The sequence below is a fragment of the Micromonospora sp. NPDC005206 genome (assembly GCF_040608175.1).
Lineage (GTDB): Bacteria > Actinomycetota > Actinomycetes > Mycobacteriales > Micromonosporaceae > Micromonospora.
The window spans coordinates 417,348-429,552 of record NZ_JBEXHU010000001.1 but is presented as its reverse complement, the minus strand read 5'-3'; the positions used below and the strand labels follow the sequence as shown (position 1 = coordinate 429,552).

The 12,205-nt window shown below is 70.0% G+C and carries 14 protein-coding genes; 5 read left to right on the top strand and 9 right to left on the bottom strand.

Annotated features, from left to right (window positions below; translation table 11 throughout):
- Nucleotides 1-15: 15 nt before the first annotated feature.
- The 4 genes from ABZU69_RS02025 to ABZU69_RS02010 are packed head-to-tail and all read right to left on the bottom strand — an operon-like array spanning nt 16 to nt 3,279.
- A complete protein-coding gene (locus ABZU69_RS02025; RefSeq protein WP_354962550.1) occupies nt 16-642 on the bottom strand; it encodes a response regulator transcription factor in 627 nt (208 codons plus the stop codon).
- Nucleotides 639-1,844: a histidine kinase gene (locus ABZU69_RS02020; RefSeq protein WP_354962549.1), complete on the bottom strand. Its 1,206-nt coding sequence runs from the start codon at nt 1,842-1,844 to the stop codon at nt 639-641. Before ABZU69_RS02020 ends, ABZU69_RS02025 begins: the two co-directional genes overlap by 4 nt.
- 53 nt (nt 1,845-1,897) lie before the next feature.
- Complete coding sequence (locus ABZU69_RS02015; RefSeq protein WP_354962548.1) at nt 1,898-2,353, bottom strand: ABA4-like family protein; 456 nt, start codon at nt 2,351-2,353, stop codon at nt 1,898-1,900.
- On the bottom strand, nt 2,350-3,279 hold the full coding sequence (locus ABZU69_RS02010) for a hypothetical protein (RefSeq protein ID WP_354962547.1): 930 nt from the start codon (nt 3,277-3,279) through the stop codon (nt 2,350-2,352). The genes ABZU69_RS02015 and ABZU69_RS02010 overlap by 4 nt, the downstream gene beginning before the upstream one ends.
- 168 nt (nt 3,280-3,447) lie before the next feature.
- On the opposite strand from ABZU69_RS02010, the gene ABZU69_RS02005 reads away from it, so the two are divergent.
- On the top strand, nt 3,448-4,197 hold the full coding sequence (locus tag ABZU69_RS02005) for a glyoxalase (protein ID WP_354962546.1): 750 nt from the start codon (nt 3,448-3,450) through the stop codon (nt 4,195-4,197).
- A 34-nt stretch (nt 4,198-4,231) separates the two neighbouring features.
- On the opposite strand, the gene ABZU69_RS02000 is transcribed toward ABZU69_RS02005, so the two are convergent.
- Complete coding sequence (locus tag ABZU69_RS02000) at nt 4,232-4,885, bottom strand: hypothetical protein (protein ID WP_354962545.1); 654 nt, start codon at nt 4,883-4,885, stop codon at nt 4,232-4,234.
- A gap of 92 nt (nt 4,886-4,977) precedes the next feature.
- Between ABZU69_RS02000 and ABZU69_RS01995 the strand changes: the two genes are divergently transcribed.
- Nucleotides 4,978-5,745, top strand: a complete 768-nt coding sequence (locus ABZU69_RS01995) for a hypothetical protein (protein WP_354962544.1) — start codon at nt 4,978-4,980, stop codon at nt 5,743-5,745.
- Nucleotides 5,746-5,794: 49 nt separating this feature from the next.
- On the opposite strand, the gene ABZU69_RS01990 is transcribed toward ABZU69_RS01995, so the two are convergent.
- Complete coding sequence (locus tag ABZU69_RS01990) at nt 5,795-6,502, bottom strand: permease-like cell division protein FtsX (RefSeq protein WP_354962543.1); 708 nt, start codon at nt 6,500-6,502, stop codon at nt 5,795-5,797.
- Between the two features lie 87 nt (nt 6,503-6,589).
- On the opposite strand from ABZU69_RS01990, the gene ABZU69_RS01985 reads away from it, so the two are divergent.
- Nucleotides 6,590-7,012: an ASCH domain-containing protein gene (locus ABZU69_RS01985; RefSeq protein WP_354962542.1), complete on the top strand. Its 423-nt coding sequence runs from the start codon at nt 6,590-6,592 to the stop codon at nt 7,010-7,012.
- Between the two features lie 272 nt (nt 7,013-7,284).
- Here the strand turns inward: ABZU69_RS01985 and ABZU69_RS01980 are convergent, their stop codons facing one another.
- The 3 genes from ABZU69_RS01980 to ABZU69_RS01970 all read right to left on the bottom strand — a co-directional run bounded on the left by ABZU69_RS01980 (nt 7,285) and on the right by ABZU69_RS01970 (nt 11,205).
- Entirely contained in the window at nt 7,285-8,847 is a 1,563-nt protein-coding gene (locus ABZU69_RS01980; RefSeq protein ID WP_354962541.1) for a TROVE domain-containing protein, read from the bottom strand.
- Nucleotides 8,848-9,496: 649 nt separating this feature from the next.
- A complete protein-coding gene (locus ABZU69_RS01975; RefSeq protein ID WP_354962540.1) occupies nt 9,497-10,078 on the bottom strand; it encodes an HD domain-containing protein in 582 nt (193 codons plus the stop codon).
- Nucleotides 10,075-11,205, bottom strand: coding sequence for a helix-turn-helix transcriptional regulator (locus tag ABZU69_RS01970; RefSeq protein ID WP_354962539.1), 1,131 nt, complete (start codon nt 11,203-11,205; stop codon nt 10,075-10,077). The genes ABZU69_RS01975 and ABZU69_RS01970 overlap by 4 nt, the downstream gene beginning before the upstream one ends.
- A gap of 579 nt (nt 11,206-11,784) precedes the next feature.
- Here ABZU69_RS01970 and ABZU69_RS01965 point away from each other — a divergent pair.
- Nucleotides 11,785-12,003 (top strand): hypothetical protein, encoded by a 219-nt coding sequence (locus tag ABZU69_RS01965; protein ID WP_354962538.1) that lies wholly within the window; start codon nt 11,785-11,787, stop codon nt 12,001-12,003.
- The gene (locus ABZU69_RS01960) at nt 12,000-12,173 is read left to right on the top strand and encodes a hypothetical protein (protein ID WP_354962537.1); all 174 of its coding nucleotides are present in this window, start codon (nt 12,000-12,002) and stop codon (nt 12,171-12,173) included. The genes ABZU69_RS01965 and ABZU69_RS01960 overlap by 4 nt, the downstream gene beginning before the upstream one ends.
- Nucleotides 12,174-12,205 lie beyond the last annotated feature (32 nt).

Genomic DNA, 12,205 nt, shown 5'->3' with positions numbered 1-12,205 from the left:
CGTCTCTTCCCGCCCTCAGGCGCCGCGGGCGAACAGGGCCAGGCGTACCCGGTTGGGGCTGTCGGTCTTCGTCATCAGGTTGGTGATGTGCGTCTTGACCGTGGTCACGCCGATGTGCAGCCGGTCGGCGATCTCGGTGTTGGACAGACCCTCGGCGACCAGGTTCAGCACGTCCTGCTCGCGGGCGGTCAGGCCCTGCACCGGCCGGGGCGTCTCGGCGCGGGCGTGCACCGCGCGCTGGACGAGGCGTTGCAGCACCTCGGGGCTGAACGGGCTGTCACCCACGGCGGCCCGGCGGATGCCGTCCACCAGCTCGGCGGGTGGTGCGTCCTTGAGCAGGAATCCGCAGGCGCCGGCGGTCAGGGCGGGATAGAGGTGGTCGTCGTCGCCGAAGGTGGTCAGCACCAGGACGCGGGTGGCGGGGCGCTCGGCGAGGATGCGGCTGGTCGCCGTGATTCCGTCGACGCCGGGCATGCGCAGGTCCATGACGACGACGTCGGGGATCAGCCGCGCGGCCAGCGGGATCGCGTCGCGGCCGTTGTCGGCCTCGCCGACCACCTCGATGTCGGGTTGGGCGTCGCAGAGCATGCGCAGACCCGCCCGGATGAGGTGCTGGTCGTCGACCAGCAGGACGCGGATCACGCCGGCTCCGGCGCGGGTGACCCGGCGGGTGCCTCGCGGTCACGGGGCACCGACACGGCCGGCGTCCCGGCGGCGGGTGCGGAGGCCACGGCCGGGAGGACGGTGCGCACCCGCCATCCGGCGCCGGTCCGGCCCGCCTCCAGCCGACCGCCGAGGACCTCGACGCGCTCGCGCATGCCGGTGATGCCGTGCCCGCCTCCGGACGGCACCGCCACCGGCACCGCGCCGCGCCCGTTGTCCGAGACCTCCCAGTGCACCGCCCCGTCGCGGACGGCGACCACGAGGTGCGCCAACGCGGACGTCCCGACGTGCCTGGCCACGTTGGTCAGCGCCTCCTGGGTCAGGCGCAGCACGGCCAGGCCGCGTACCGCGTCGAGTGAGCCGACCGCCGGGTCGATGTCGGCCTCCACGGTGATTCCCGCCTGGCGAGCCCGGTCGACCGTAGCACCGAGTGCCGCCGGGAGCGCGGACGGCTCGATCGCGGTCAGCGCCGCGTCACCGCGTACCCCGTCGGGGTCGCGCAGGACCGTGACCAGCCGGCGCATCTCGGCCAGCGCGGCGGTCCCCGTGCCGTGCACGTCGTCGAACACCTCGCCCACCCGGGGATCCAGGTCCGTGAGCACGTGCCGGGCCACACCGACCCGCAGGACCATCGACGCCACGTGATGCGCGACGACGTCGTGCAGCTCGCGGGCGATGGCGCTGCGTTCGTCGGCGCGCGCGGCGCGACTCTCCGACTCGTGCCGGCGCTGCTCCGCCGTCGCCCGCTCCACGGCCTGCCGACCGAGCTCCCGGTTGGTCCGGATGACCAGGCCGAGCAGCACCGGCACGCCGACCTCCAGAGTCAGCCCGAAGACACCGGAGGCGAACCGGCCGATCGGATCACCGATCGAGTCGGTCAGATCGACTACGGCCAGCAGCACGGCGGCGAGCCAGATGCGGCGCGCTCGACGCGCCCGCATCGTCACCTCGAGCAACGCCCAGCTGGCGCCCACCTGGTTGATCGTGGTGTCGTCGATCAGGGGGATCGCGACCGCCAGCAGCCCGGCCTGCACCACCAGGTTGACCAGCGGCCGACGGTGGAACACCAGCCCGAGGGCGAACGCGACCACCGCGAGGACCCACTGCGTGGCCGTCGGCGGCCGGGCGGCGTGCGTGCCGACGACCAGGTAGCCCACACCGCTGAGGTTGAGCAGCACCATCCGCACGAGCGTGTCGCGCGTGCCAAACAGTCGTCCCGCCCACCTCACGGTGGTCAGCCTAGGCGCTGCGGCTCGGGGGCACGAACGTCCGCCGTCCGCCCCCACCGGGTACGAACCGCGAGATAGGCGGCCAGGCCGAGCGGTCCGAGCAGAATGGTCAGCACCAGCACCGGAGCCATGACCAGCGCCGGTACCCCCCGTTCCCGGCTGTCCAGCCACGCCCACCGCCCGACGAACAGATCAAACGCGATCATGTGCGCCCACCCCGCCGCCGCGCCGTCGGAGGTGCCGAGCAGGTCGCGCACGCCGTCCAGGGTCGGTGACGCCACGGCCGGCAGCACGTCACCGAACGCCGGGATCACCAGCAGCGCGTAGATCACCACGACCGGCAGCACGATCAGCGGCGAGGAGATGATCCGGACGGTCCACGACCAGCGGGGCAGCAGGATCATCAGCGCCCAGAACGGCGCGGCCACCGCGAACGTCAGGGTGAACAGGGTCCCGGTCATGCGGCCAGCGCCAGTTCCGGGCTGCGCCGGCGAGCCAGCACCAGGCCGGTGGCGGTCGCGGTCGCGACCACCAGGGCCGCGACGGCGGCCAGCGTGAGCGCGTCCGGGCGCAGCAGCGGCTGCCCGCGCAGGGCCTGCCAGGTCAACAACACCGTGAGTACGCCGTACGCCGCGCCCGCCACGACCACCAGCCGTGCCCGGGTGCGCTCGTCCAACCGTGTCCCGAGGAACCGGCTCAGCAGGATCGCCAGGATCGGCAGTGCCTGCAGCGCGTGCAGCCCCACGAAGTGCCCTATCCGCAGATCCCCGCCGGTGGTGCTCCACCCGACCAGCGGCAGCCCCTGCCCGCCGTCGAGTACGCCGACCGCGTGCGCCCCGGAGACCCCGTCGATCCCCGGATCCTGCATCGGCAGCACCATCGGCACCGCCGCGAGCATGCCCAGCAGCGACAGGCCGAGCCCCCACCCGACGGCGCGGGCGGCGGCCCGATCGGTGATCCGCCGGATCAGCACCACGAGCCCGATGACGAAGTGTGCGGCGAACAGGACCATGATCGCCGCACCCATCGCCGTGAAGAGGGCGGCGTTCAGTGGGCTGGTTCCGTTGAAGTGGCTGGTCGTGCCGCGGAGCACCTGCCCGACGATCACCACCATCTCGATCACCGCCATCGAGACGATGACCGTGCCCGCCCACTCCGCGACCCGGCTGCGGCGCGGCAGCAGGGAGAGCATCCAGGCGAGGGTCGTGCCGTACACCACGAAGGACACGGCGAACTTGAACGGCTTGAGCCAGATCGGCGACCCGGTGAGGACGCGCGAGTCGACGAGGATGCCGACCGCGGAGATGACGGTGAGCACCGCCATCGCGTAGACGAAAACCATCAGGGGGCGGTGCCAGTGTGCCGCCCGGCGCAGCGCGGTAGTCATGCCTGTAGATACTTCCGACCGCGTCCGCCCATCGCGTCCGACCGCGAGCCCCGGTTGCGGCCGCCGGTCGGAGCGGCGCCTCCTCCCTGGGTAGGAGACGAAACCTGGTCGGGGTCCTTCGCCGACGCTGGCAGAATGGCCGGCCTGTCGACCGGACCGGGAGTGGCGATGACGACGAACGAGGACCGTGTCCAGCCGAACGAGACCACGGTGCCGCTGCTGCACTGCGTGTCACCCGAGGAGACCCTGGCGTTCTGGCGTGCCCTGGGGTTCGAGGTGACCTACGAGCAGACGAAGCCGTACGTCTACCTGGCCTTGCGGTGGAGCGGGTTCGAGCTGCACTACGGCCGCGCGCCACTTGGGTTGGACCCGTCGGCGGAGAACACCGGCGGCTGCCTGGTGATGGTCGACGCGGTCGCTCCGTACCACGCGTCGTTCACCGAGGCGATGCGCCGCACCTACGGCAAGGTGCTCGCCAAGGGACTGCCCCGGATGACCCGCTACCGGCCCGGCGCGTCGCGGTTCAGCATCGTCGACCCGTCGGGCAACACCATCGTCTTCATCCAGCGGGACGAGCCCGTGGAGTTGGAGTACGGCGGGTCGAAGACGTTGCAGGGGTTGTCCCGGGTGCTCGACAACGCGCGGATCCTGCGCGAGTTCAAGTCCGACGACCGGGCGGCGTACCGGGCGCTCAACTCGGGGCTGCGCCGGCACGGCGACAGCGCGTCGGCCGTCGAACAGGGGTTGGCGCTCGCTGGGCTGATCGAACTGTCGGTGGCGCTGGGGGAGCCGGAGCGCGTGCCGGACTGGGGGACCCGGCTCCGGGCGCTGTCGCTGACCACCGAGGAGCGTGCGCTGGTGGACAAGGCCGTCGCCGACCCCGCGGTGCTCGGACCGTGGATGCCCGACGCGAGCTGACCTTGTCGGCGGGTCAGCGAACCACTCGGCCTATTCAGCCGACGGGCTGGCACTCGCGGGTCGTCGGGTCATCCGGTGCGCAGAGCGCGATGCTGTAGCGCAGCGAGAACTCGTAGGGGTGGCCCCCGGACGTGTAGCGCAGGACCAGTTGGTCGGCGATGGCCGTCTGGTGACCGACCTTTCGCACCCGCAGCGACAGCCCGGCCATGGCCTCGGGGTCGTTCCTGACCTGCGGGTCGTCAGCGACGCAAGCTGCGGCTCTGTCGAGGACAACCGGACCGCCAGACAGAGGAGTGGCACTGCGGTCGACGGAACTGCGCAACGGTGAGAGCGCGAAGGCTTCAACCCGGATTTCGCCCTTGGACGGCTCGGCCTCGACCTCGTTGATGGTCACTCGACCCGGCCGGTCGAGGCAGATCCCTGCGCTGCCTGTGGTGCTGAGAACGTGAACGGTGTCCGGGCCGACGTTGTGAAGCCTCTGCCCCGCCCCCTTGTAGGAGGCCTTGACGGTGATGCGCGCGTCGTTCGCGTCCTGCCGTGCGTCGCTGGCGTCTGGCCCGGCTGCGGCGGTCGCGTCGTGCGCCGGCACGGCACCAGCGTCTCGCTGACCTGTTCCGCAGGAGCTGAGCAGCACCGCGACGAGCGCGGCCACGGCGACGCGCCCAGCCCCACGCGAGTAGGCGGTCACCGCAACAGCGTGGCACGACGGGCATGTCGGGCGCTGCCCCTGAAGATGGCTTCACCACGGGGAATGCCCGAGCAGAGACGACGAGGTGAAAAATGAGCCACTACACACCGCTGGCGACCGCCCGAGCACGAAGGATGCTCGCGCTGACCCTGCCGATACTCGGCGCCGTCGCGCTCACCACCGCCTGCACCGTTCGCGAGGACCAGCCCGACCCGGCTTCGTCGACCGCACCGCCGACGACCGCGTCGGCACCGACGAACCAGGTCGACCAACCATCTCCGAGCGCGAGCACCCGGGTGACGATCCCGACGTCGGCCTTCGTCGAACTGCCACCCGAACTGCGCAAGTCCCCCCGACGGGCGACGCCCGTCGCGGACGCCCTGCCGACGATGTGCGGCAACGAGTTCGGCACCGGAGGCCGACAGGTCACCGCGAGTGCCTCGATGACCGTCACCTACATGACGCCCGACGAACCAGCCAGTAACGTGCCGCAAGGCATGATCCATCAAACGATCTTCACCTTCGACGGCGACGGCTCCGCGGACTACATGCGACGGCTCCGCAGTGCCGTGCAGGCGTGTCCCTCCTACAAGGAGGCCGGAAACGCCGTCGACGTCGAGGGGCGAGCTCTGCCCGGCGTCGGGGACGAGGCGTTGCTGCTGACCAGAACGTGGGCCGAGACGAGCATGAACGGAGAACGCACCGGCGGCACCGCGTCCAGCCAGATCGCCGTGGCACGCGTCGACGGCACCGTGACCGTGCTCAACGATCAGGGCTGGGAAGGCACCAGTGGCAACCCCGCCATCATGAACCGGGTCGTGCGCGACAGCGTCCAGACCATCGACACCTGGCAGCGGTAGCCCTCGACAGGATCGGCAGGGCCGGCCCGATTCGGCGGGAAGAACGCACCTACACCATCGTCACCGGGACCAGCCGCACAACATCGACCCCGTCGAGCTTCAGAAGCTCGGACAGCCCCGGTCCCTTCGGTTCCAGGGGCGCCCGGAAGCGTAACGACGCGCGCGTCATCTGTGGGTCGAGCTGCGCGGCCAACTCATCCTTGCCCCGGCATTGCTTGCGCAGGCGCTCGTACGCGGCGTCGCGGTCCTCGAACGCAACCGACTCCGCGTGCGGCAGCGCACGGACGGCTTTCTCCACGGCGGCTCGTTGCTCGCCGGTCACCCCCGACTCCAGCCGGACGATGACCCCGATGTGCGACGGAAGAGGGTCGTCGGTCTCTGCGATCCTGAGCGCCACGTCCTCGACGCCGTCAACCTCAGCCATCACCAGCTCGACCGCCTCGGCGAGCGAGGCATCGGTGACGATGGCGCGAAACGACTCCGGCAAAATCTCCGGCCTCAGATCCGCCAGCAGGTCAGGGCTGTCCTTCAGCGACTCCTTCAAGCTCTCGTACGCCTGCTCGCGGGTTTCGAGGGCGACGTCCTCGACACTGGGCATCGACCGTAGACGCTGCTCCACAGCATCCTTCTTCGCTGCCGTCACGTCGTTGTCCAGGAAGACGGCCAACGTGCTGCGTCCGATCTCCTCCGGCTCCGAGGTGCAGGCGGTCAGAGCCAGCAGAAGCACAAATGCCAGTATCGGCGCGACTCGACGCATGGGGCTAGATCGTAGGTGATCGCCGCCGTGCGCGTGTGCATGAAGCGAGAGTCACTCGCGGCTCGTTGTTCCGCGTACCCTCCCCGCATGGGCGTCGTCGATGATCTGCCGCGTGCCGAGTTCGCGTTCCCCGGGCCGCTGAGGGACAAGCTGGTGGCCGCGATCCTGTCCGGCGCGAAGACCTCGACGTCGGCCCTGTTGGTCGGATACGAGCGCGCGAATGAGCCGCTGCCCGAGGCTGGCCAGCGATCTGCGGTGGTGGACTCCGACGACCGACGGGTCGCGGTGATCGAGCTGACCGAGGTGCGGGTGCTCCGGCTCGCCGACGTCGACCTGCAACACGCCTTGGACGAGGGCGAGGGCGACGAGTCGGTGGCGCAGTGGCGAGCGGGGCACGAGACGTTCTGGCACAGCGCGGAGGTGCGCGAGGAGTTGGGCGACCCGGGCTTCACGGTCGACGACGACACCCTGGTGGTGACCCAGCGCTTCCGGCTGGTGCACACCATCTGAGCAGCCCTGCTCGCGGCCTGCCGGCTCCGGTGACAGCATGCTCGGCCCTGCCGGGGCAGCGGTGGTGGTCAACGATGCCTACCCTCACAGCCGTGGGAGCGATCAAGCCGTGGCACCTGTCCATCCTGACCCTCTGCTGCCTCCTGCCGACGGCGGCGGCGATCGTCGCTGGAATCTGGGCGGTGCGTCGAGGCCGATCCCGCCGCTGAACGGTCGACGGGGCGAGCGGCGGCCGACCCCGCCGCGGGGCAGTTCCAGCCCCGCAGCGGGGATCAGAAGGGCCACCGGTTGCGGGAGCCGGCCTCGATGAGCGGGATCATCGCGAACGCGGCGTCGGACAGACCGCCGAACGTGTGTCGGTTGCCAACGGTCGGCGTGTGCCCGACCCGGTAACCAGCCAGGTTCCAGGTGTACACCGGCACCGCTGCGGGCACCGCCGCGGTGACGTCCGCCGCACCGTGCCAGTGGGCCTGCTCGTCGGTGAGGATGACCACCCGGTCGTGCCCGTCGTAGTGCCCGCGTACCGCCTTCTCGGTGTCCGTTCCCATGCCGTAGAAGTAGCCGCCGTCCTTGAACCGGCGCACCGCCGCCAGTACCGACTCGCCCGCCACCACCGGGAACACCCGGCTGGCATTGGAGAACGACACCACCGTCGCCGCCCGCCCCCGGGCGGCCAGCGCGAGGCCGAACACCGTGGCGGCGTCCCAGCAGCGCAGCGCGCCGTCCTTGCTGAACGAACTCTGCATCGAACCGGACGTGTCGATGAGGATCAGGGTCCGCCCGTCCAGAGCCGGCACGTTCACCTGGGCGTGCTGCAACGCCTTCTCCAGCGGGTACGCCCACCGCAGGCTCGGTGCCGCGTTGTACGCCGACAGGAAACGCATCGGCAACACCTGCGAGCTGGCGACCTCGCCCGGGTCGGAGAGCTTGGCCGCCACCGTCTCCGCGACGGCGTCGCCGACTCCGGCCTGGTCGAAGTTGCGCAGGTTGCGCAGCAACGCCAGGTAGCCCATGGTCGGGATGACGGACTCCCACGCCGCGGCGTCCATCGCGCCCTGTCGCCAGCCGGCCAGGGCCTCCCACGTCATACCGGCCGCGCCCAGCACCGCTGGATCGGTGACCTCCCGGCGCTGCTCGACCGGCAACGCCATGAGCGCGTCCCGCGCCGCCAGCATCCGCAGCGACGCCGGCAGCGGGTTGTTACGCCGGTGACGTCGATCCAGCGCGTGCCGGAACAGGTCACCCTGCCGCTCGTCCTTCGCGGTGGGGTGGGTCAGGTCGATGACGTCACCGAAGCGCACCTGGCTCCCGACGGAGTCGTACTTGAGCAGACTCCGCTCGGTGTACAGCCGGACCGCCGCGTCGGCGATGCCCCGCTTCACCGGCTTCGGCAGAGCCCGGCCATGGCGAGCCAGCCAGTACGCTAGAGCCTCTCCCGGCTCGTCCGCACGCTGCAACGCGGCGTCCACGACCGCCCGCGAACCCGGAATCTCTGCGGCAACTTGGGCGCGAGCGCCCTCCAGAGCCGCCACCACGGACGCCGAGCGCATCATCGCGCCGGACCGGAGCCACGGCACGAAACGGGAGAACCAGTCGGGATCGGCGACGGCCACGGCGGCGACCAGGTCCCGGAAGCGAGCGTCCCGGTCCGTGGCGCCCTCGTAGAACGTGTCCTCGCCGACCATGTTCGACACACCGAGCAGGAACAGCTCGGTGCGCGGCTCACGGGTGAAGCCCCGCGCGCCCTCGGCGGTCGTCGGCTGGTGTCGGCTCTTGCGCAGCTTGATGTTGAACTTGGCCATGACGTCCCCCACGTCGGTCGGCCGGGAAGGCACGACCGCACTGCACACCCGAGATCAGAATCGGCCACGGACTAGTCCGCCGTTCTGTCCGTTGAACCATCCACCCGAAGGCGGCGAGGGACTCGAACCCCCATCTGCGGAACCCTGAAGTAACCGTTGCCTGCGCACCGGGTGTGTGGCGTGGTCGCGCGCCCCCGAGATCGAGGTCGACGACGGGCGGTCCTTCGCCGGGGCGTGAACCCCCACCAGATGTAACCGTCGCCTATGCACCGGGAAGTGCGGTCACGACCGTAGCGGCGGCGGCGCTGGCCGGGCAACGGAGTTTGCGATCTTTAGGCGATGGGATGTGGTCACGCCACACGCCTGAGATCATAAGTGGACACGGCGTTTGCGGGTTCGAACCGCGAGGCCCTTGCAGGGCCTTCACCAGAAGTAGCCGTGTCCGTCGCACCGGGCGTGCGGCGTGAGCGCACCTCCCGAGATCGGAGCGGCGACGGCGACCGGCCCTTGCGGGCCAAGGTGACCTGGGCCGCTGGTCGACGCCACCCAAAGTGGCGGTGGGATTCGAACCCACGTCTCCCCTCTTAGAGAGGAAGTAGCCGTTGCCTGCGCACCGGGAGGTGCCCCACGACGGTAGGCAAGCATCCCGGAGCAGGCAAGCCGATTCCGTACGGCCGATGTCCTAAGTTGTCGACGGCGGCGGGGTGAGCCAGGCGAGTGGCTGTCCCGCGAGGGCGGCGTCGGCGAGGCGGTGCGCGGAGGCGGTCTTGAGGGCCGCTCGTGAACTGTCGATCCAGCGCTGGACGTTGTCGATGCCTTGGTGGCGGTACTCGACGGCTTGCACGAGGCATTCCAGTTTGTCGGCGTCGCGGGCGACGACGGCTTCCAAGCTCTCGCCGGCCTCGTACTCGGTGACGGCAGTGGTGATGGCGTCGGCGACGGCTGGTGGGCAGGCGGCGACTTGGTCGGCGGTCACGGCGGTGTTGGGTACGGCGGTGAGGTAGCGCTTGGCGATATGCGGGATGTCGGTGATCCGGGACTCCTGGGTGTCATGCAGGACGCACATCATCGACACCCGGGCGGGGTCGGCGCCTTCCATGGCAGCGAGCATGATCCCGATCAGAGCGGTCCGGAACGAGTGGTCGGCGATCGACTCGGGGTCCTTGACGCCGGCGAACCACCATCCGGTGCGTGCGGCGCGTTTGAGGACGCCCGCTTCGAAGATGAAGCTCATCGCGCCTGCGGCGTCGTGGTCGTCAGTCATCTGCCCGTCCCTGTGCCGGTGAGTCCGTCGGTGCGCAGGCTGTAGACGATAGACGCCAGTTTCCTCCGGGACTGCTCTGAGACCGCGTCACCGTCGAGAAGACTGGCGCTACGGTCGGCGAGTGCGTTTCCGATGGTTGGGTCGTCGAGGGCGAGGCCGCGTCGTGCGGTGAGTAGGGCCCACGTGTTGTGGATGTTGAGGTCCACGAAGGGATGCCCTCCGTCGAGGCGTTCGAACGGGTGTCGGAGGAGGCGGGAGCCCCGCCAGTCGGAGTGGGCGGCGGGCATGAAGGAGTCGTCGCGCTGGCGGTATGGGATTTCGCCGACCCAGTAGGCCGAGTAGTTGAGAGCGGCCCGCTCGCAGGCGTCGTCCGGGTGGGCGCGTGCGATGAAGTCTCGGAGCGGTTCCGGGTCGCCCTGGTTGGCGAGGGAGGTCGCTACGGAGCGGGCGTCGGTCCACAGCGGTGACCAGGTGTGGAAGACGGCTGCGCGATGGGTGCTTCTGACACTGTTCTGTGCAAGCCATTGGGCGGATGCTCCGGTGGGGTCCGTGCCGGCGAGGATGCAGGCTTGCCGGTGCAGAAGGACGTCCGGGTTCCGTCGACTGGCAGCGCGGTCAGCGAGCACGTGGAGTTGTGTGAAGAACGCGGCCCGCTCGTCGGCGAGTAGCAGCGGGCCGGAGGACACGGGTCCGCGGCGGGGGTCGTAGATCGCGAGCCTTTTCAGGAACGTGGGTGGTTGTCCGAGGACGGCCCAGAGGATCAGGTCGGTCAGACGATGGGTGAGCACTGACCAGCCCAACGGCTGCTCGGTGACATCGGTCCGTTCGACCTTTGCGTCAAGTACCGCAGCGAGGGTGACGTCCGCCTCTGCGGCGTCGTCGAGAGCGGCCAGCAGAAGGGCATTCGCGCCGAGCATCGCCAGCTTCTGTCGGGTAGCGATCGCTTGGCCGAATGCGACCGCAGTGAAGGGCCGGCGTCCCGATTCCCAACTCTGGACCGTGGCCCGGTCTACGCCCAGCTCGATCGCAAGTTGCTCCTGAGTCAGCGGGATGAACTCACGGAGCAGTTTCAGCAGGTACCCGGTCACGCCACCTCGATGACAGCGCGAGCGCCCCTGACTGGCCATCCGACACCCCTACGTTGACCGGTGGTCGACGTTCTGCCTCCGACCGACCGTCGGTGAGCAGGGTCTGGCCTGGTCACTCGTACTGGTGGTGAGTTCAACGGCCGCCGTCGTGATCGTAGCGTCGTAGTTACCGAACGTTCCGTAACCGGTCCCGTCCGAGGGTGTCGGCCATGTCGTGCTGCCCGCCGAAGGGAGACAGCGATGGGGGACAGCTCACCGCCGTGGCGACGAGTCTCCTACGACCAGTACCTGATCGCAGTCGCGATGACCCTGGCACGGCGGCACCGGCCCGGGTGGTCGTGGCGTAAGTGGCGCTGGGTCTGCCGGTGCGGCGGAGACCTTCCCTGCCGAGTCCGGCACCGGATCCCGATCAGGCGGGGGCATTGGCGGGAGAGGAGGAGCAGTGAACGACGACCGGGTACAGCGCATCAAGAGCGTGCATCTTCGCGGGCTCGACGGGATGTGCACGAGATGCCGGACGTGGTGCTCGCTGTTGGCTCCGTCCCCGTTCTGGCAGGTGGAGTGGGCGATCAGGCGGCAGGCGCGGTCGCTCACAGCGTCGCTGCTCGGAGGCTCGCGGTGACCAGGCACGGCCCGGTGTTGCCGATCTGGAGCTGTGGCGGGTGCGACGCGCCGTGGCCGTGCCGGATCCGACGGCGGGAGCTGAGCGCGGAGTTCGAGGAGGCGCCGGTGTCGCTTGCCCTCTACCTGGGTGCTCAACTGGTCCGCGCGTCGGCGGACCTGACCTGGGTACCGGCCGGCGCGCTGCACCGGCTGTTTCTTGGATGGGTGCGGTGAGCATCCTGCGGGCAGGCGATGAGAAGTTCCACTACAGCGACGGGTCGCACAAGTGGATCCCGCCCGACCCGGACTACGACCAGGAGGTCTGGAACGAGCAGGTCCGCCAGCACAAGCACGCCCACCGGAGAAACGAGCGGCCGAAGGCGCGCATCCAGCGTCTCGTTTGATGCATCTCCGGCACGGGCGTGGCTGCGGCCAA

Excerpts from the sequence above, each read along its gene's own strand:
- ABZU69_RS02020 (WP_354962549.1), bottom strand. The coding sequence starts at position 1,844 with ATGGTGCTGCTCAACCTCAGCGGTGTGGGCTACCTGGTCGTCGGCACG.
- ABZU69_RS02015 (WP_354962548.1), bottom strand. The coding sequence starts at position 2,353 with ATGACCGGGACCCTGTTCACCCTGACGTTCGCGGTGGCCGCGCCGTTC.
- ABZU69_RS02010 (WP_354962547.1), bottom strand. The coding sequence starts at position 3,279 with ATGACTACCGCGCTGCGCCGGGCGGCACACTGGCACCGCCCCCTGATG.
- ABZU69_RS02005 (WP_354962546.1), top strand. The coding sequence starts at position 3,448 with ATGACGACGAACGAGGACCGTGTCCAGCCGAACGAGACCACGGTGCCG.
- ABZU69_RS01995 (WP_354962544.1), top strand. The coding sequence starts at position 4,978 with ATGAGCCACTACACACCGCTGGCGACCGCCCGAGCACGAAGGATGCTC.
- ABZU69_RS01990 (WP_354962543.1), bottom strand. The coding sequence starts at position 6,502 with ATGCGTCGAGTCGCGCCGATACTGGCATTTGTGCTTCTGCTGGCTCTG.
- ABZU69_RS01985 (WP_354962542.1), top strand. The coding sequence starts at position 6,590 with ATGGGCGTCGTCGATGATCTGCCGCGTGCCGAGTTCGCGTTCCCCGGG.
- ABZU69_RS01975 (WP_354962540.1), bottom strand. The coding sequence starts at position 10,078 with ATGACTGACGACCACGACGCCGCAGGCGCGATGAGCTTCATCTTCGAA.
- ABZU69_RS01970 (WP_354962539.1), bottom strand. The coding sequence starts at position 11,205 with ATGGCCAGTCAGGGGCGCTCGCGCTGTCATCGAGGTGGCGTGACCGGG.